13 protein-coding genes are annotated in these 18249 nt (G+C 66.2%); 7 read left to right on the top strand and 6 right to left on the bottom strand.

Annotated elements, in window-relative coordinates:
- Window positions 1-66: 66 nt before the first annotated feature.
- From ACYVGE_RS06765 to ACYVGE_RS06740, 6 genes are all read right to left on the bottom strand, one after another.
- The gene (locus ACYVGE_RS06765; RefSeq protein WP_460728281.1) at window positions 67-423 is read right to left on the bottom strand and encodes a hypothetical protein; all 357 of its coding nucleotides are present in this window, start codon (window positions 421-423) and stop codon (window positions 67-69) included.
- Window positions 424-606: 183 nt separating this feature from the next.
- A complete protein-coding gene (locus ACYVGE_RS06760; protein ID WP_460728279.1) occupies window positions 607-972 on the bottom strand; it encodes a hypothetical protein in 366 nt (121 codons plus the stop codon).
- A 226-nt stretch (window positions 973-1198) separates the two neighbouring features.
- Window positions 1199-2374, bottom strand: a complete 1176-nt coding sequence (locus tag ACYVGE_RS06755; protein ID WP_460728277.1) for a thiolase family protein — start codon at window positions 2372-2374, stop codon at window positions 1199-1201.
- Between the two features lie 204 nt (window positions 2375-2578).
- Window positions 2579-3736 (bottom strand): isovaleryl-CoA dehydrogenase, encoded by a 1158-nt coding sequence (locus ACYVGE_RS06750; RefSeq protein WP_460728275.1) that lies wholly within the window; start codon window positions 3734-3736, stop codon window positions 2579-2581.
- 304 nt (window positions 3737-4040) lie between these two features.
- Window positions 4041-5144 (bottom strand): Glu/Leu/Phe/Val dehydrogenase dimerization domain-containing protein, encoded by a 1104-nt coding sequence (locus ACYVGE_RS06745; protein ID WP_457097686.1) that lies wholly within the window; start codon window positions 5142-5144, stop codon window positions 4041-4043.
- A gap of 227 nt (window positions 5145-5371) precedes the next feature.
- The gene (locus tag ACYVGE_RS06740) at window positions 5372-6637 is read right to left on the bottom strand and encodes a 2OG-Fe(II) oxygenase (protein WP_460728272.1); all 1266 of its coding nucleotides are present in this window, start codon (window positions 6635-6637) and stop codon (window positions 5372-5374) included.
- A 211-nt stretch (window positions 6638-6848) separates the two neighbouring features.
- Between ACYVGE_RS06740 and ACYVGE_RS06735 the strand changes: the two genes are divergently transcribed.
- The 7 genes from ACYVGE_RS06735 to ACYVGE_RS06705 all read left to right on the top strand — a co-directional run bounded on the left by ACYVGE_RS06735 (window position 6849) and on the right by ACYVGE_RS06705 (window position 18245).
- Window positions 6849-10388: a methylmalonyl-CoA mutase family protein gene (locus ACYVGE_RS06735; RefSeq protein ID WP_460728270.1), complete on the top strand. Its 3540-nt coding sequence runs from the start codon at window positions 6849-6851 to the stop codon at window positions 10386-10388.
- Window positions 10389-10582: 194 nt separating this feature from the next.
- Complete coding sequence (asnB, locus tag ACYVGE_RS06730; RefSeq protein WP_460728268.1) at window positions 10583-12571, top strand: asparagine synthase (glutamine-hydrolyzing); 1989 nt, start codon at window positions 10583-10585, stop codon at window positions 12569-12571.
- A 90-nt stretch (window positions 12572-12661) separates the two neighbouring features.
- Entirely contained in the window at window positions 12662-12910 is a 249-nt protein-coding gene (locus tag ACYVGE_RS06725; RefSeq protein ID WP_457097682.1) for an acyl carrier protein, read from the top strand.
- An 11-nt stretch (window positions 12911-12921) separates the two neighbouring features.
- Window positions 12922-14439, top strand: a complete 1518-nt coding sequence (locus ACYVGE_RS06720; protein ID WP_460728266.1) for a class I adenylate-forming enzyme family protein — start codon at window positions 12922-12924, stop codon at window positions 14437-14439.
- Complete coding sequence (nadE, locus tag ACYVGE_RS06715) at window positions 14436-15440, top strand: NAD(+) synthase (protein WP_460728264.1); 1005 nt, start codon at window positions 14436-14438, stop codon at window positions 15438-15440. Before ACYVGE_RS06720 ends, nadE begins: the two co-directional genes overlap by 4 nt.
- Window positions 15437-16492, top strand: coding sequence for a GNAT family N-acetyltransferase (locus ACYVGE_RS06710; RefSeq protein ID WP_460728262.1), 1056 nt, complete (start codon window positions 15437-15439; stop codon window positions 16490-16492). The genes nadE and ACYVGE_RS06710 overlap by 4 nt, the downstream gene beginning before the upstream one ends.
- Before the next feature lie 199 nt (window positions 16493-16691).
- Complete coding sequence (locus tag ACYVGE_RS06705; RefSeq protein WP_460728260.1) at window positions 16692-18245, top strand: DUF4034 domain-containing protein; 1554 nt, start codon at window positions 16692-16694, stop codon at window positions 18243-18245.
- Window positions 18246-18249 lie beyond the last annotated feature (4 nt).

Genomic DNA, 18249 nt, shown 5'->3' with positions numbered 1-18249 from the left:
CGGCGCGCGCAAAAAAGAAGGCCCGCTTGCGCGGGCCTTCCGGGTATTGCAAGTGCAAGAAGTGGATTACTTCTTGACTTCTTCCTTAGCAGCGTCGGCCTTGTCAGCGACGTTCTGAGCAGCGTCGGCCGTGGCCTGGGCAGCGTCAGCAGCAGCGCCGGCGGTGGCGGCAGCGGCGTCGGTGGTGGCGGCAGCGGCAGCGTCGGTGGCCTGGGCAGCAGCGTCGGTGGTGGCGGTCGCGGCAGCGTCGGTAGCGGCGGTAGCGGCGTCGCCAGCGGCGGCAGCAGCGTCGGTGGCCGAAGCAGCGGCGTCGGTGGCCGAGGCTTCAGCCTGGGCAGCGTCAGCAGCGGCGTCGTTGGACTTGTTGCAGGCCGACAGGGCGAGGACCGCAGCGGCGAGGAGGACGTAAAGCTTGGTGTTCATGAATGTCTCCGAGGAGTTGTCTGAAAAAAACTGTTTTTACCGTCAGGCAACGCCAGTGCGCGCAGCGATCCGGCAGAGTGCCGGCTTCCTATCGTTCACTGACCCACATGGAAAGGGCCGTCGGCTTGCCGGCGGCCCTTACCCTGTTCACTGTAACAGATTCAGCCTGTTAAGGAAGTACTGTTACTTCTTTTCTTCCGTCGCGTCCTTGGTCGCGTCCTTGGCAGCGTCCTTCGCCTGCTCGGCGGCGTTGGCAGCCTGGGCAGCGGTGTCGGCAGCAGCGTCGGCAGCAGCCGGGGTAGCTGCGGTGGCAGCGGCGTCGGCCGAGGTGGCAGCAGCGTCGGCAGCCTGGGCGGCAGCGTCAGCAGCCTGCTGAGCGGCGTCGCCGGCAGCCTGGTCGGTGGTGGCAGCGGCGGTATCGGCAGCCTGCTGGGCCGCAGCGGCGTCAGCGGAGGCGTCGGCAGCAGCGTCTTCGGCCTGCTTCTGGTTCGAGCACGCGGCCAGAGCGAAGCCCAGAGCCAGGGCGATCAGCGCCTTATTGAAAGTCATGTTCGTTTCCTCGTCGTGGATGGGTCAACGCGCAGGGAGCGCGTCTATAACATGATGACAAGGCCATTACGCGTGTCAAGCGGGGTGGCCGTCTTTATTTCGTTATTACGTTGTTAGGCTACCAAGGGTTCAGGACATCGTCCCCATCTGGCTGCGTTTTTCACGGTACGTCTACGCGGCTGCATCGAAATGCAGCCCGCCCAGCCAACCAGAAAGGCCCTCAAGGTCAGATGATTTCGATGGCCACGGCCGTGGCCTCGCCACCGCCGATGCAAAGCGAAGCCACTCCCCGCTTGCCGCCGCGCTGACGCAGCGCATTGATCAGCGTCACCACCAGGCGGGCGCCGCTGGAACCGATCGGGTGGCCCAGTGCGCAGGCGCCGCCGTTGACGTTGAGCTTTTCGTGGGCGATGCCGAGGTCCTTCATCGGAGCCATGGGCACGCAGGCGAAGGCCTCGTTGATCTCGAACAGGTCCACGTCGGCAACGTCCCAGCCGGCCTTCTTCAGGACGTTGGCGATCGCGGTGACCGGGGCGGTGGTGAACCATTCCGGGGCCTGCGAATGGGTGGCGTGGGCGACGACGCGGGCCAGCGGCTTGAGGCCGCGCTTGGCAGCTTCGTCCGCGGACATCAGGACCGTGGCGGCGGCACCGTCGGAAATCTTCGAGGAAGAGGCGGCGGTCAACAGGCCGTCCTTGCCGAAGGCAGCACGCAGCGACGGGATCTTGGACGGGTCGATCTTGCCCGGCTCTTCATCGGTATCGATGACGACCTCGCCCTTGCGGCCCTTTACCGTGACCGGGACGATCTCGTCCTTGAAGGCGCCATTGGCGATGGCGGCCTGGGCACGCTTCACGCTCGCTTCGGAATACGCGTCCAGCGAGGCGCGATCGAAGCCGTACTTGTTGCACGCCATATCGCCGAACACGCCCATCGCCTGCTTGTCATAGGGGCTGGTGAGGCCGTCCCACGCCATGTGGTCGAGCATCTCGGCGCTGCCGTAGCGGGTGCCGGTGCGGGAGTTGTTGAGCAGGTGCGGAGCGTTGGTCATCGACTCCATGCCACCGGCGACAACGATGTTCGAAGAGCCTGCCTTGATCGCGTCATGCGCCTGCATGATCGCCTTCATGCCCGAGCCGCAGACCTTGTTGATGGTGGTGCACCCAGCCGAAGCGGGGAGGCCCGCGGCGAGCGAAGCCTGGCGAGCCGGAGCCTGGCCGAGGCCGGCCGGCAGCACGCAGCCCATGATCACTTCGTCCACCTGGTCCGGCGCAAGGCCGGCGTGTTGCAGCGCCCCGACAATCGCGGCGGTACCGAGTGTCGGCGTGGGTACGCCCGTGAATTGACCAAGGAAGGAACCGATGGCGGTGCGCTTGGCACCGACGATGACGACGTCGCTCATGGGAACTCCGGATTGGGGGCCGGCGCCGGGGCCGGTATGGTCCCGATTATGCGGCGATTTGTTGCACTGCCGCAAACCCATTGCGGGTGCTTCGGGCGCGCTGGCGCGGGTGCAGTGGGTATCGGCGTGGAATGGCGCGTTCCGCCGGTATCGGCAAAAGAAAAAGCCGCCGTTCCCGGCGGCTTCTTTCTCGAGGGGAGCGACTCAGCTCCGCCCGTCGAACAACTCGCGTCCGATCAGCATGCGCCGGATCTCGTTGGTGCCCGCGCCGATCGCATAGAGCTTGGCATCGCGCAGGATGCGGCCGGTGGCGAACTCGTTGATGTAGCCGTTGCCGCCCAGCGCCTGGATGCCTTCCAGCGCGACCTGCACCGCGGCTTCGGACGCATGCAGCAGGCAGGAAGCGGCATCGATGCGGCTCTTGTGGCCGGCGTCGTAGTCGCGGGCGACCTGGTAGGCGAACGCGCGCGAGGACTGCAGCGATGTGTACATGTCGGCGATCTTGCCCTGCATCAGGCCGAAGGTACCGATGGCACGGTCGAACTGCCTGCGCTCACGCACATAGGGCAGGGCGAGGTCGAGCGCGGCCTGCATCAGGCCGAGCGGACCACCGGTCAGCACGAGGCGTTCGGTGTTGAGGCCCGACATCAGCACCTTGACGCCGTTGTGGACTTCGCCGAGCACGTTCTCCTGCGGGATCTCGCAATTCTCGAACACCAGCTCGCAGGTGTTGGAACCACGCATGCCGAGCTTGTCGAGCTTCTGCGCGGTGGAGAAACCCGGCATGTCCTTCTCGACGATGAAGGCAGTCATGCACTTGCTGCCCGATTCCTTGCCGGCGGTGCGCATGTAGACGATCAGCACGTCGGCCTCGGGGCCGTTGGTGATCCACATCTTGTTGCCGCTGGCGACCCACACGCCGTCGCGCAGCTCGGCGCGGCAGGACATCGAACCGACCACGTCCGAACCCGCACCCGGCTCGCTCATCGCCAGCGCGCCCTTCCACTCGCCGCTGCACAGCTTGGGCAGGTATTTGGCGAGCTGCGCCCTGTTGCCATTGGCGCAGAGGTTGCTGACGCACAGGTTGGAGTGCGCGCCATACGACAGGCCGACCGAGCCCGACGCGCGCGAGATCTCTTCCATCGCGACCAGGTGGGCGAGGTAACCCAGGTCGCTGCCGCCGTACTCGCCCGGCACGGTCATGCCGAGCAGGCCCATCTCGCCCAGCTTCGGCCACAGGTCCTGCGGGAACCAGTTGTCGTGGTCGATCTGCGCCGCGCGCGGTGCGATCTCGGCGTCGGCGAAGCGGCGAACGGCATCGCGCAGGGCGTCGATTTCTTCACCGAGGGGGAACGGGCGCATGGCAGTCCTTGGAAGGTGGGAGGTGCAGCGCCGGAGCGCGCAACCTGTGACTCGAAGCCCAATATTGTATGCGGCGGCGGGCAGGCTGGCAGTCCGATCGCGATGGAGTTGCGCCAGAACGCAAAACGCCCGGCCAAGCCGGGCGTTTTGTTCAAACAATTTCCGCCAGCACCCGCAATCCAACCGGAGCCCAAGCCCCCTTTAGTAAAGGGGGCGCCGCGACAGCGGCGGGGATTTGGCAGCGATGGCTGGGGCCCGAAGTTTGCAAAGCAAACTTTGGGGATTTCCAGTCGCAGACTGGAAATCAATGCCCGCCGCGGATTCGCCCCTGGAAGCGCGGCTGCGCACGGCCCAGCGGCAGCTTCAGCTTGCCGATCGCGCTGATGCGCTCTTCGGCGAGGCGGTCGGCCGCGCGGTAGGTCGGGATCGCATCGCGTTCGGCGATTTCATAGATGCGCGCGAGGTTGTGGTAGATCGTGCGCATCATGCGCATGGCGCGCTCGCGGTTGTAGCCGTCGAGTTCCAGCGCCACGTTCATCACGCCGCCCGCGTTCACCGCGTAGTCCGGTGCATAGAGGATGCCGCGCTTGGCCACTTCGTCGCCGATGGCGTTGTTGGCCAGCTGGTTGTTGGCCGCGCCGCAGATGATCTTGGCCTTCAGGCGGGGCAGGGTCTGCTCGTTGACGGTGCCACCCAGCGCGCACGGCGAGTAGACATCGGCCGGCACGTCGTAGATCTCGTCCAGGCTGACGGCTTCCGCGCCGTACTCGGACACGGCCTTGTCGACCAGGCCCTTGTTGATGTCGGTGACGAAGATCTTGGCGCCGCGTTCCTTCAGCAGCTTCACGTATTCCATGCCGACGTGGCCGAGGCCCTGGACCGAATACGAGTACTTGCCGACTTCCTCATCGCCGAAGCGCTTGTTGAGGGTGGCCATCAGGCCCTGCAGGGTGCCGTAGGCGGTGAACGGCGAGGGGTCGCCCGAACCGCCGTGGACCTGGTGCACGCCGGTGACGTACTCGGTCTCGCGGTACACGTATTCCATGTCGTTGACGTCGATGCCGACGTCTTCGGCGGTGATGTAACGGCCGCCCAGTGCTTCAACGAACTGGCCGAACGCGCGGAACAGCGCTTCCGACTTGTCCGTGGCCGGGTCGCCGATGATCACCGCCTTGCCACCGCCGATGTTCAGGCCCGCGACCGCGTTCTTGTAGGTCATGCCGCGCGATAGGCGCAGCACGTCGTTGAGCGCGTCGGCTTCGGTCTTGTACGGCCACATGCGCGTGCCGCCCAGTGCGGGGCCCAGCACGGTGTTATGGATGGCGATGATGGCCTTCAGGCCCGCATCCTTGTTGTGGCAGAACACGACCTGCTCGTGGCCGAAGGTGTCGAGGGTTTCAAAAATCATCGGATGCTCCGGTCGAACATCGATATGCGCGTGGCACATGACGTCAACAAGGTGATGTAAGTCATTGAATGGGCGGGAAACTGCGGTCTGAGTTCGGTCGAAGCCGTCTCCGCAGGCGGCGTAGTCTAATCCAATCGCCGTAAACGGGCCCGTACCGGAAACGGCGGAAGTACCGAGGAAATCGATACGCAGGCGTACGCCCGGGGGCGGCGGACCAGCGTGGCGACTCAATAGGCGCGGTACTGACCCTGCCGGATCCACAGCGTCGCCAGCCACTTTTCGCCCTGCAGCACGGGCAGTCCGGCGTGCAGGGAATCCACGTCCGGGCGGCCATCGGCGTGCAGGTTGTCGAAGATCACCGCGCGACCCGCCTGCGGCGCCACCTTCACGCCGGAAACCGGGAATTCGGTTTCGCCGCCGGCGTCCACCTCGTTGAGGTACACGCAGATCGTGCGCAGGCGATTTCCAGCCTCCGGGTGGTCGCGCTCGATCGATCCGGGCGGTCGATAGTCGCGATGCGGCCGGTATTCCTGGCCGGGGCGGTAACGCAGGATCGTCAGGTGTTCCGCATGGGCCAGGGGCAGGCCGGCCGCCGTCGCCATGCGTGCCTGCACCAGGCGCAGTGACAGGTCTTCGAGGATGGGATCGAAGGCGGCGTCCTCGCTGGTACGCAGTTCCATCTTCAGGGGCAGGCCGGTTTCCGGATCCACGGTCTGCGACCGCTGCAGGCGGGGCTCCGCGCTGGCCATCAGCAGGCGACACTCGTCCGCCGACAGCAGGTGATCGACAGTCAGGACACGAGGGCGTGACGACTGTTCCTGCGCGGGTACCGGCCGTAGCACTTCGTCCAGCGCGAGCGCGGCCGCGGGCAGGCTGTGGTCCATGGGCGCAACGTCGATGGCCGGGAGCGGGCCGATGCCAATGCGCGCGAGTTGCTCGGCGATGTCGCGGGCGGCCTGCGGTTGCGGCGGACAGCCTTCTCCCCGCATCAGCCGCTCGGCCAGCAGGCGCGCGGCAACGGCATCGCCGCGAACCGCCGCGCGTTCCAGCAATTGCAGGCAGCGGGTCTGGTCGGCGGCGTTCGCCCTGCGTCCGAAATGGATGGCCGCCGCGCGCAGGGCGGGCGGGTATTCGGCGCGGATGGCCGCCAGCAAGCGGTCGTTGAACGCACCCTCGCCGTGGCGGCCCTGGCCGAACTGCATCAGCACCAGCAGGTAGCCGGCGACCACGTTGCCCGCGGCCTCCGCCCGCAACAGCCATTCGCGGGCTTGCACGGGGTCGGGGTCGGAGGCGACGCCGTACATCAGCATCCGCGCGTATTCGACCTGCGAATTGCCCAGCCCCGCCTCGGCGGCGCGCCGATGCAGGGCCTGTGCCTCTTCGAGTTCGTGCTGCATGACCAGGGCATTGGCCAGCTGGTACAGCGCCTGCGGCGCTCCGCCTTCGGCCTCGCGCCGCAACTCCGCGAGTGCCGGGTCTGTGTCGTTTCTCATTCGAATCGGCGGTGCCGGGAAGTAGGCACGGAGTGTAGCCCGGGCGCCAGATTGTGGATGCGCGGAGGTCGAAGCGTGGAGGTCGATGCGCGGCACACCTGCCGCGCAATCACGGATCTCCGTGCAAGGCCGCGTTCCAATCGGGGTAAAGGCCGCCCCGCGTCGGCGCGGTACAATGCGGATTCGATCGTTTCCGTACTGAGCGCGTCACATGAGCACCCCCGCCAGCAACCTCCCCGAAGCCGCCACCGAGACCACTCCGCTGCGCTTCGTCACCGCCGCCAGCCTGTTCGACGGCCACGACGCCGCGATCAACATCATGCGCAGGCTGATCCAGGGGCAGGGCGCCGAAGTGGTGCACCTGGGCCACAACCGCAGCGTCGAGGACGTGGTCCGCGCCGCGCTGCAGGAAGACGCCGACGGCATCGCGCTGTCCAGCTACCAGGGCGGCCACGTCGAGTACTTCAAGTACATGGTCGACATGCTCAAGGAACGCGGCGCCAGCCACATCCGCGTGTTCGGCGGCGGCGGCGGCACCATCACCCCGGAAGAAATCCGCGAGCTGCAGGCCTACGGCGTCGAGCGCATCTACCACCCCAACGACGGCATGCACATGGGCCTGGTGGCGATGATCGAAGACGTGGTGCGCCGCGCCGAAGCCGCGCGCCTGCCGGTCGACAAGCCGCACAAGGTCGCCTTCGACAACGAGATCGAGATCGGCCGCATGCTCTCGGCCATCGAGGAGAGCGCGCTGGACGAAGCCGAGCTCGCCCACCTGCGCAAGGAATGGCAGCTCGCCGGCGGCAAGACGCCGGTGATCGGCATCACCGGCACCGGCGGCGCCGGCAAGTCCTCGGTCACCGACGAACTGCTCAACCGCTTCCTCGCCAGCTTCCCCGACATGCGCATGGCGGTGATCTCGGTCGACCCGACCCGTCGCCGCACCGGAGGCGCGCTGCTCGGCGACCGCATCCGCATGAACTCGCTGCGCTCCAACCGCGTCTTCATGCGTTCGATGGCCACCCGCCGCCAGCACATGGCGACCAATATCGTGCTCAAGGACTGCATCAGCTTCCTCAAGTCGCTGGGCTACGACCTGGTCATCGTCGAGACCGCCGGCATCGGCCAGAGCGATTCGGAGATCGTCGATCTCGTCGACTTCCCGATGTATGTGATGACCTCCGATTTCGGCGCGCCCAGCCAGCTCGAGAAGATCGACATGCTCGACTACGCCGAGCTCGTCGTCCTCAACAAGTTCGACAAGCGCGGCGCCGAAGACGCCCTGCGCGACGTGCGCAAGCAGTGGAAGCGCAATCGCGTCGCCTTCCAGACCAAGGACGAGGACGTCCCGGTCTATCCGACCATCGCGTCCCAGTTCAACGACCCCGGCATCAGCTGGATGTTCGCCAACCTGTGCCGCCTGCTGCGCACCAAGCTCGCGCTGCCGGAAGCCAAGTGGACGCCGGACCTCGACACCTCGCTGAAAGAACCGCGCGCCACCGTGCTGATTCCCGGCGCCCGCGTGCGTTACCTCGCCGAGATCGCCGAGCAGGGCCGCGGCATCAACAGCAAGATCGAATCGCAGGCCGAAGTCGCCGACCGCGCGCAGTCGTACTGGCAGTCGCTGCATGACCTGGGCGACGCCAGGCTGCCCAAGGCGCTCGATCTCTACGCCGCCGCCGATGTCGCGCCGTCGTCGCACCATGCCGTGTCGCCGGACGCCGTCGAAGTGGACAGCCCGTCGCCTGCGGTTCCGGTGACCAGCGAAGACCTTGCAATGGTGCATGGGGATCCGCCGGACCGTACCTTGCTGACGCTGCGCCAGCGCTACAACGACGCGGTGCAGTCGCTGACCTCCGAAGCCCTCAAGCTCCTGCGCGACTGGCCGGCGCGCCTCAAGTCGATCACCGACGAATTCACCGAGTACAAGGTCCGCGACAAGACCATCCGGGTCGAGAACTACCGCGAGTCGCTGAGCCACCAGAAGATCCCGAAGATCGCCGCGCCCACCTACAAGAGCTGGGGCGAGCTGCTGGTGTTCCTGCAGAAGGAAAACCTGCCGGGCTACTACCCGTACACCGGCGGCGTGTATCCGTACCGCCGCACCGGCGAAGACCCGATCCGCATGTTCGCGGGCGAGGGCACGCCCGAGCGCACCAACCGCCGCTTCCATTACCTGTCCGTCGGCCAGCCGGCCGCGCGCCTGTCCACCGCCTTCGACAGCGTCACCCTGTACGGCGAAGACCCGGCCGTGCGCCCGGACATCTACGGCAAGATCGGCAACTCCGGCGTCAACATCGCCACCCTGGACGACATGAAGAAGCTGTACTCCGGCTTCGACCTGTGCGCGCCCAGCACCTCGGTGTCGATGACCATCAACGGCCCGGCACCGATCATCCTGGCGATGTTCATGAACACCGCCATCGACCAGCAGGTCGAGAAGTACCTGCGCGAGGACAACGCGCGCTGGGACGCGGCGCACGACAAGATCGAGAAGATGTTCGAAGGTCGCCAGCGTCCGCAGTACAGCGGCATGCTGCCCGAGACCAACGACGGCCTCGGCCTGGGCTTGCTTGGCGTCACCGGCGACCAGATCGTCGAGCCGGAGGTCTACGAGAAGATCCGCGCCCACACCCTCGCCACCGTGCGTGGCACCGTGCAGGCCGACATCCTCAAGGAAGACCAGGCCCAGAACACCTGCATCTTCAGCACCGAGTTCGCCCTGCGCATGATGGGCGACATCCAGCAGTACTTCGTCGACCGCAACGTCCGCAACTTCTACTCGGTGTCGATCTCGGGCTACCACATCGCCGAAGCCGGCGCGAACCCGATCAGCCAGCTCGCCTTCACCCTGAGCAACGGCTTCACCATCGTCGAGTACTACCTCGCGCGCGGGATGAAGATCGACGACTTCGCGCCCAACCTGTCGTTCTTCTTCAGCAACGGCATGGACCCCGAGTACACCGTCATCGGCCGCGTCGCCCGCCGCATCTGGGCCCGCGCGATGCGCGAGCGCTACGGCGCCAGCGCCCGCAGCCAGATGATGAAGTACCACATCCAGACCAGCGGCCGCTCCCTGCACGCGCAGGAGATCCAGTTCAACGACATCCGCACCACGCTGCAGGCCCTGTACGCCCTGTTCGACAACTGCAACAGCCTGCACACCAACGCCTACGACGAAGCGATCACCACGCCGACCGAAGAAAGCGTGCGCCGCGCCGTGGCGATCCAGATGATCATCAACAAGGAACTGGGCCTCAACTTCAACGAGAACCCCTGGCAGGGCAGCTTCATCGTCGACAAGCTCACCGACATCGTCGAGGAAGCGGTCTACAAGGAGTTCGAGGCCATCAGCGAGCGCGGCGGCGTACTCGGCGCCATGGACACCATGTACCAGCGCGGCAAGATCCAGGAAGAGAGCCTGTACTACGAGCACAAGAAGCACGACGGCTCGCTGCCGCTGATCGGCGTCAACACCTTCCTGCCCAAGGACCACGGCGGCGACATCGTCACCGAGATCGAGCTGATCCGCTCGACCGAAGGCGAGAAGGGCCAGCAGATCGAGAACGTCGCCGGTTACCAGCGCAACCGCAACGGTTATGCAGGCGAGGGGCTCAAGGGGCTCCAGGCCACGGCGCGTGAACGCAGGAATGTGTTTGCCAGCCTGATGGAGGCGGTGAAGACGCATTCGCTCGGCCAGATCAGCCACGCGCTGTACGACGTGGGCGGCGAGTACCGCCGCAACATGTAAGGTCCAAGCGGTTGCCGCATCCCTACGAAGCCCGCACACGCGGGCTTCGTTGTTTCCAGGGATAGCCCGCCTCCCAATTCCAACTCCCTCCTCCGCGCAGCGGGGGAGGGTCGGGGAGGGGGCGGCACTTGGCCGGATCGCCAAGCGCCACGCGTAGGACCATAAGTACCCACGACATAACGAGCGCAGCTCCCGTGTGCGGCATTGCAGGTTTCAGCGGTCCCGGGGCCATGCCCGACCAGGCCCGGCCGGTCCTGGAACGCATGATCCATACCCTCGAGCACCGCGGTCCGGACGGCTATGGCTTCCACGCCGAACCAGGCGTGGGGTTGGCGCACGCGCGCCTGTCGATCATCGACCTGGCGACCGGCGACCAGCCCATCCACAACGAACGGCAGACCGTCTGGACGGTGTTCAACGGCGAGATCTTCAATTACGTCGAACTACGCGAAGCCTTGGAGGCGGCTGGCCACCGCTTCTACACGCGCTCGGACACCGAAGTCATCGTTCATCTCTACGATCGCTACGGCGATCGCTTCGTCGATCATCTCAATGGCCAGTTCGCGATCGCCTTGTGGGATCGCGAACGCCAGCGCCTGGTCCTGGCGCGTGACCGGACAGGCATCCGCCCGCTGTTCCATGCACGGAGCGGCGGCCGCGTCTGGTTCGCGTCCGAAGTGAAGGCCTTGCACGCGGTGTTGCCGGACACCGCCACGCTTTCTCCATTGGGGTTGGTGCAGGCGCTCACCTACTGGTCGATTCCCGATCCGGACACGGTCTACGAGCGGGTGCGCAGTCTGCCGCCGGGCTGCGTGCTCAGCATCGAGCGCGACGGTCGCGAAAACCTGACCCGCTTCTGGGACTGGACGTTTCCCCCGGCCGAGGAAACATCTCCGGCCAGGGTCTATCGCGATGTCGACCAGGCCGCCGCGGACCTGCGCGAACTCCTGGTCGACGCGGTGCGCCTGCAGCTCCGCGCCGACGTGCCGGTGGGCGCCTACCTCAGCGGCGGCCTGGATTCCTCCGGCATCGTCGCCTTGATCCGCGGCTTCACCGATACCCCGGTGCGCACGTTTTCGGTTGCCTTCGAGGACGGCGAGTTCGACGAGAGCGTCCACCAGGCCGCCATGGTCAGGCACCTGGGCACCGACCACACCACGCTCCGCTGCAGCCGCCGCGACATCGGCGAGGCCTTCCCCCGTCTGCTCAGGCACGTCGAAACGCCGATCCTGCGCACCGCGCCGGCGCCCTTGATGCTGCTCGCCGAAAGCGTGCATCGGCATGGGTACAAGGTCGTACTGACCGGCGAAGGCGCGGACGAGGTGTTCGGCGGCTACGATCTGTTCAAGGAGGCCAAGGTACGGCGCTTCTGGGCGCGCCAACCGCACTCAAAGGCGCGCCCCTTGCTGCTCGGCCGCCTCTACGGCTACCTGAACAACTCGCCGGTCAGCCAATCCGGCTTCGCCCAGTCCTTCTTCGGCCAGGGGATGGAGCATCTCGGGCGCCCGATCTTCGCCCACGTGCCGCGCTGGAGCACGTCGATGCGCGCAATGGCGATGCTGTCGCCGGAACTGCGCGCCTGCGTCGGCCCGTGGGATCCCCTGTCCGCCTACGAGCAGACCCTGCCCGCCGACATCATGGATTGGAGCCCACTGGCGCGCGACCAGTACGTCGAGGCGAAGTCCTTGCTGGCGGGCTACCTGCTGTCGGCACAGGGCGATCGGGTCTCGATGGCGCATTCGGTCGAAGGCCGTTACCCGTACCTGGATCATCGCCTCATCGAGTTCGCCAGCCGCCTACCCCCGAGCTTCAAGGTCCGCGGCATGACCGAGAAGTACCTGCTGCGGCGGGCGCTGTCGGGGTTGTTGCCAGACGACATCCTGCGGCGGACCAAACAGCCCTATCGTGCCCCCGACAGCCAGAGCTTCTTCTTCGATGGAAAGCCGCTCGACTACGTGGCCGACCTCATGAGCGCCGACCGGATCCGCTCGGCAGGCTATTTCGACCCGACGGCGGTGGGCCGTCTGTTCGAAAAGTGCCGGACCGGTGGTGCCACCAGCTTTGCCGACAATCAGGCGTTCGTCGGCGTCCTGTCGACCATGCTGGTCCACCATGAATGCGCGCAATGGCGCTCTGTCGTGCGAGCCCAGCCCACCGGACCTGACCGCTACGCGTACCGGTAAGCGTTATTAAGCCTAGAGGACACGGAGCAGTCGGGACTGGCCCTGGCGTCCACGGGCACGCATCCGTGCACAAAAAACAGCGAGCATCGAATGGAACGGCGCGGACAGATCAAGCAGTTCGTACTGCAGAACTTCCTTTTCTCAGACAACGACGCCGCCATCGGCGACGAAGATCCGCTCATCCGGGGCGGCGTGGTCGACTCGATTGGAATCCACGAGCTGATCGTGTTCCTGGAACGCAACTTCAAGATTTCCGTGTCGCCGGAAGAAATGACGCCGGCGATCTTCGACTCGATCCGGTCGGTCGATGAATTCGTCACGCGCAAACTCGAAGCCTGAGGCTCTGGGCTGTGAGCACGCTGGCATCCAGGGTCGCATGCATCGCCAGCGCTGCACCTGAGCGGACCGCGATCACCGATGGCGAGCGCCGGGCGAGCTACGGGGAATTCTGGGCCCAGGCACAAGCGTTCTCCGAGATGCTCCGCGGAAACGGACTGCAACGCGGCGATCGGGTCGCCATCGTGCTCCCCAACCGCATCGAGGCAGCGACCGCTTGTTACGGCACCTGGCTGGCGGGTGGTGTCGTGGTGCCACTGGACGTGCAGGCACGCGTTCGCGATCTGTCGCCGTGGCTCCGTCACTGCGATGCACGCTATGTAGTGCATGAACAAGGTCATCGCGACGCCACCTTGGCCATCGCCGAACTGCCTTCCATACGCCTTTCGGTCGCGCTCGCGGAGCAGAAGCCGCTCTGCGCCTCCAAACTGTCGGGCAAGCCGTCGCCGGGCGACACCCAGGACGATGTCGCCCGGGCCAACGACCTGGCGCTGATCCTCTATACCTCGGGCACGACGGGCGCACCCAAGGGCGTGATGTTGAGCCATGCCAACCTGCTGGCGAATGCCGAGTCGGTGATCGCCTACCTTGGGCTGGACTGCAACGACAGCGTCCTGAGCATCCTTCCGTTCTATTACGCGTACGGCGCGTCCGTGCTGCACACGCACCTCATCAGTGGCGCGCGCATCCACCTGGAAAAGAACCTCGTCTTTCCCAACCTGATCGTCGAAGCGCTTGCTGCACATCGGATCACCTGCTTCTCTGGCGTGCCCTCGACGTTCGCGTTGCTCCTCAACCATGCGGAACTGGGCAATCACGACCTGTCGTGCCTGCGTTCCCTCACGCAGGCGGGTGGCCCGATGACGCCGGCGCTGACCAGGAAGTTGCGCGCGGCGTTGCCGCACCCGCGCTTGTTCGTGATGTACGGGCAAACCGAGGCCACCTCACGCCTGACCTGGCTCCCGCCGGAGCGGCTGGACGACAAGCTGGGCTCGGTGGGCATTCCCGTGAACGGCGTGACCCTGAAGATAGTTCGCGACGACGGAACGGCCGCCACCACGGGCGAGATCGGCGAAGTCTGGGCCAAGGGCCCCAACGTCATGCTGGGTTACTGGAACAACGTAGAGGCCACGCGCGACGTGCTGCGGGACGGTTGGCTGCGAACCGGCGACCTGGGTCATCTCGATGGCGACGGCTACCTGTTCCTCGCAGGCCGCCGCAGCGACGTGATCAAGACAGGTGCCCACCGCGTGCACCCCGGCGACATCGAAGAGGCGATCGCGGAATTTCCAGGCGTGATCGAGGCCGCGGTCGTGGGCGTGGATGACGAAGTGATGGGCCAGGCCATCAAAGCCTTCGTGGTGGTCGAAGCGGCGACGGAGCGGGGTGCCGACCAGATCAAGGCGCACTGCCGTGAGCGCCTGCCTCCCTACAAGATTCCGAAGTACATCGAATTCGTGGCTGCCTTGCCCCGCACCGCATCGGGGAAGGTTCGCCGTGTCCACCTGCTGGCTACCCACGTTGCCTCATGACATCACTCGACCGGACATCACTCGACTGGAACACGCTGGCGATCGATTACGAAGCGGAAGCAGACCTCATCGCCGCGCGCCTGCGCGACATCACCGCACGCCAGCTGCATCGACGCGGTCTCGTCGTTGCCATCTCCGGTGGCATCGACAGCTCCGTCAGCGCTGCGCTGGCGGTGCGCGCGCTCGGCCCCGAACGAGTGCTCACCCTGATCCTGCCGGAACGCGATTCGTCGGACGACAGCGCGGTGCGGGCGCGCCTGCTGGCACAGCACCTCGGCGTTCGCATCGAAAGCGTCGACATTGCGCCGGTGCTCGCCGCCATCGGCTGCTACCAGGCCCGCGATGCGGCCGTGCGCAGCCTGCTCCCGGATTACGGTGAAGGCTGGAAGTTCAAGATCGTGATCGACGGCGGTACCGAGGGCCGCATCAACCGGTTTCGACTGGTCGCGCAATCCCCGGATGGCTCGCCGCATGCGTGCGACCTTGGACTCGATCAGTACCTCACCATCGTTGCCGCCACCAACTTCAAACAGCGCATCCGCAAGACCCTGGAGTACTTCCACGCCGACCGGCTGAACTACGCCGTGGTCGGCACGCCCAACCGCGTTGAATACGACCAGGGCTTCTTCGTGAAGAATGGCGATGGCTCGGCCGATGTGAAGCCCATCGCGCACCTCTACAAGACCCAGGTGTACGGCATGGCTCGCCACCTGGGCCTGCCCGAACGCATCTGCGCGGCGGTCCCGACCACCGATACCTATAGCCTCAGCCAGGGCCAGGACGAGTTCTACTACGGCTTGCCCTACCAGCAGATGGACCTCGCCCTGTGGGCGCACAACAACAGCAAGCCGGCCTCGTGGGTCGCCTCGATGTTGAACATCAGCCAGGCCCACGCGGAAGCCGTATACGAGGACATCGACAACAAGCGTCGAACCACGCGCTACCTGCATCTTGCGCCGGTGCTGGTCACCGCCGTGGCGGAGGTCGGGCACGAGCCATGACAGCCGCGCGCCCGCCGCTGCTATACACCGTTCACGATGCCGACCCGGGGCAGGTCCGTGACACGGTGATTTCGATCTGGCGCGGCAACCTGGGCCATGAACGATGCGGGCACGAAGCCAAGTACGAATGGTTCTATGTGGGCAGCGAAGGCCCACCCCCGCTGCTGCAACTGTTGCGGCACGAACCCAGCGGTGACTGGGTGGGCGTATGCGCAGCCGGCCAACGCCGGATGCTGTGGCGTGGACGTGAAATCCGTGCGGGTGCGATCGTCGACTTCGCCGTGCTTCCGGAACATCGTTCCCTGGGTCCGGCGCTCACGCTCCAACAGGGACTGATCAACGCGGGCGCGCGCGAACTGGACCTGCTCTACGGCTTCCCCAATCCCAAGGCAGTCGCGGTGGTCAAGCGCGCCGGTCTCGCGCAACTTGCGGAGATCGTCGGCTATGTCCGCGTGCTGCGGCATGGCCGGTATCTGGGCCGCTACCTGCCGGCGCCACTCGCCGGCATCCTCGGTGCATTGATCGATCTTGTGGTCGGCGCACGCGACGGGTTCCGTCGCCTGGGCTCACGCCCTTTACGCGTGGAGTGGACCGAGCGTGCCGATGAGCGCATGGATGTCCTGTGGCGGGAATCCGACCATGGCAATGCCCTGGTGATGATCCGTGACGCCGCCTACGCGCGCTGGCGCTTCGACCGCGCCCCGTTTGGCGCAACGCGATACCTGTTCGTCAGCAACAAAGCGGGCGGGTTGCGTGCCTGGTTCGCCACCCGCAGCGAGTCCGACATCCTGCGAGTGCGGGACTTCTGGTCCGTCGATGCGATCGAGGGCGTCGGCCGATCCTGCATCGACGCCTTGCTGCAGGCCGCCCGCGCGACCGGACATTCCGCCGTATCCGTCGAGATCGGCGCGCCAGCCCGTTGTCATGCCGGGTGGACGTCCCGTGGCTTCTTCGAGCGCCGACGTCGTCCGGTCCATGGCAGCTGGAGCGTCACTTCACCAGAAACCGATGGCGTCGAGTTGTACGTGACCTCGTCCGACAAGGACGGCTGACCGCCAACCTCGCTCTCCTGCTCAACTCCCGCTCCCGCTTGGCTCCCTCTCCCGCTTGCGGGAGAGGGTTGGGGTGAGGGCGCGCCGCGCAGCGGCGCCAACGGCCCGGTATTGCAAAGCAGCAGCCCACCTGGGGACGTCATCGCGCGCCATCGTCGCCCGACTGCGCTAGCCTAGTGCGCACGCCAAGGGGGCAACGATGACAAGGATTCGGAATGCCGTCGCCGGCATCGCACTGGGGAGTGTGTTGCTGGTGCTGCAGGCACACGCGGGTGAAAGGCAGCGGCCGACGCCGCCTGCGCAATGGGCGCAATACTTCGAGCAGGTCCGCAAGGCCGACGCCATTGCAGACGACGAGGCGCGCTGCAACGCCTATCCCGATTTGCCCGGCAACGAATGGCGCGCCGGCGCCGCGCAGGGGCGCTGTTCCATCCTGCGCAAACCGAAGTGGTCGCTGGACGACATCGACCGCCTGCTGGGCACGCCCGAGGGCGTGGCCGAACTGGAGCGGGGGTTTGCCGCACTGCTGGATGCGCACTACCGCGACCAGTCCCAGCGCGACCAGATCTTCGTCGCCCTCGCAGCGTTCGATGGCAGTGACCGGGCCCGGGAAGTGGCGCGGCGCTGGCTCGCACTGGCTCCCAAGAGCCCCTTCGCCAACACGGCCGCGGGCAACCACTACGACACGGCCGGCTGGGAGGCGCGCGGCACCCGCTGGGCGCGCGAGACCTCGGAGGACCAGCTTCGCCGCATGAGCGAATTGTTTTCCAAGGCCGTGCCGCTGTACCTGCGCGCACTGGAACTGCAGCCGCGCCTGAGTGTCGCCTGCATGGGGCTCAGCGGCATCGGCCGCATGAGTTCGGATGCGCTGCAGGCGTATGCGTCTGCGCATTGCACGAAGGTCGATCCGGATTCCTACTACGTAGCGCTGGAACGCAAGGTGTCGGCCGAGCCGCGCTGGGGCGGCTCCGATGAGCAGCTGCGCCTCGCCGTGGCGTACGCCGCCGCCCGCACCGATCGCAATCCGATGCTGGGCGCGCTGCTGGGCGAAGCGGTGGGATACGAGCCCTCGCTCGCGGATGACCTGGGCACCGTGGCCGACGAACTGGCTGCCGCGGCCCGCATGGGGCCGAGCGCCACGCAATCGAGCAACGCGGGGCGGGGCTACCGCTCCAAGGGCGACCCTTGGCAGGCGCTGCTGTATCTGTCCCAGGCCGTGCGCTTCCGTCCGAACGAAGCGGCGAACTGGGAAAGGCGCGCATCACTGCTGTTCGACGAACTCGGCGATGCGGAATGGGCGCGCTCGGACCTCAAGATGGCATTGCAGGAGAAGCCGAACGACAGCCGCTCCCTGTTCCAACTGGGCCGGATCACGCAGGCGCAGGGCGATTACGTCGCCGCGCGTCCCTACTTCGAGCAGGCCATGAAGGGGGAACTGCGCCAGGCCGCCATGGAGAAGTATTGCCAGACCTACCTGCTGCCCACGTTCCAGCCGAAGGCGGACGCGTGCACCCGCGACCTCATCACCGAATTCCCAACGAGCGGCGAGGGCAGGCGCCTGCGCGCCTGGACGCTGCGCCTCATGGACGATCCCGCCGTGCTGGAAGCCGTGGAACAGTTCACCCGGTACGCCGATGACACGCAGATCAACCGGGATTCGCTCGAGAAGATCCGCAACGACTGGACGCCCGACCTCGATCGGTTGCGTGCAAAGCGCGACGCGGCCGGCAACGCCGCGCAGGGCAGGAAGTAACCCG

It is taken from the genome of Lysobacter rhizosphaerae (genome assembly GCF_054779795.1).
The sequence above is the reverse complement of the archived record's forward strand: the minus strand, read 5'-3'. Positions and strand labels throughout refer to the sequence as shown.

What these genes read in the sequence shown, in the direction of transcription:
- ACYVGE_RS06765 (WP_460728281.1), bottom strand. Translation starts at nt 423, where the DNA reads ATGAACACCAAGCTTTACGTCCTCCTCGCCGCTGCGGTCCTCGCCCTG.
- ACYVGE_RS06760 (WP_460728279.1), bottom strand. Translation starts at nt 972, where the DNA reads ATGACTTTCAATAAGGCGCTGATCGCCCTGGCTCTGGGCTTCGCTCTG.
- ACYVGE_RS06755 (WP_460728277.1), bottom strand. Translation starts at nt 2,374, where the DNA reads ATGAGCGACGTCGTCATCGTCGGTGCCAAGCGCACCGCCATCGGTTCC.
- ACYVGE_RS06750 (WP_460728275.1), bottom strand. Translation starts at nt 3,736, where the DNA reads ATGCGCCCGTTCCCCCTCGGTGAAGAAATCGACGCCCTGCGCGATGCC.
- ACYVGE_RS06745 (WP_457097686.1), bottom strand. Translation starts at nt 5,144, where the DNA reads ATGATTTTTGAAACCCTCGACACCTTCGGCCACGAGCAGGTCGTGTTC.
- ACYVGE_RS06740 (WP_460728272.1), bottom strand. Translation starts at nt 6,637, where the DNA reads ATGAGAAACGACACAGACCCGGCACTCGCGGAGTTGCGGCGCGAGGCC.
- ACYVGE_RS06735 (WP_460728270.1), top strand. Translation starts at nt 6,849, where the DNA reads ATGAGCACCCCCGCCAGCAACCTCCCCGAAGCCGCCACCGAGACCACT.
- ACYVGE_RS06725 (WP_457097682.1), top strand. Translation starts at nt 12,662, where the DNA reads ATGGAACGGCGCGGACAGATCAAGCAGTTCGTACTGCAGAACTTCCTT.
- nadE (WP_460728264.1), top strand. Translation starts at nt 14,436, where the DNA reads ATGACATCACTCGACCGGACATCACTCGACTGGAACACGCTGGCGATC.
- ACYVGE_RS06710 (WP_460728262.1), top strand. Translation starts at nt 15,437, where the DNA reads ATGACAGCCGCGCGCCCGCCGCTGCTATACACCGTTCACGATGCCGAC.
- ACYVGE_RS06705 (WP_460728260.1), top strand. Translation starts at nt 16,692, where the DNA reads ATGACAAGGATTCGGAATGCCGTCGCCGGCATCGCACTGGGGAGTGTG.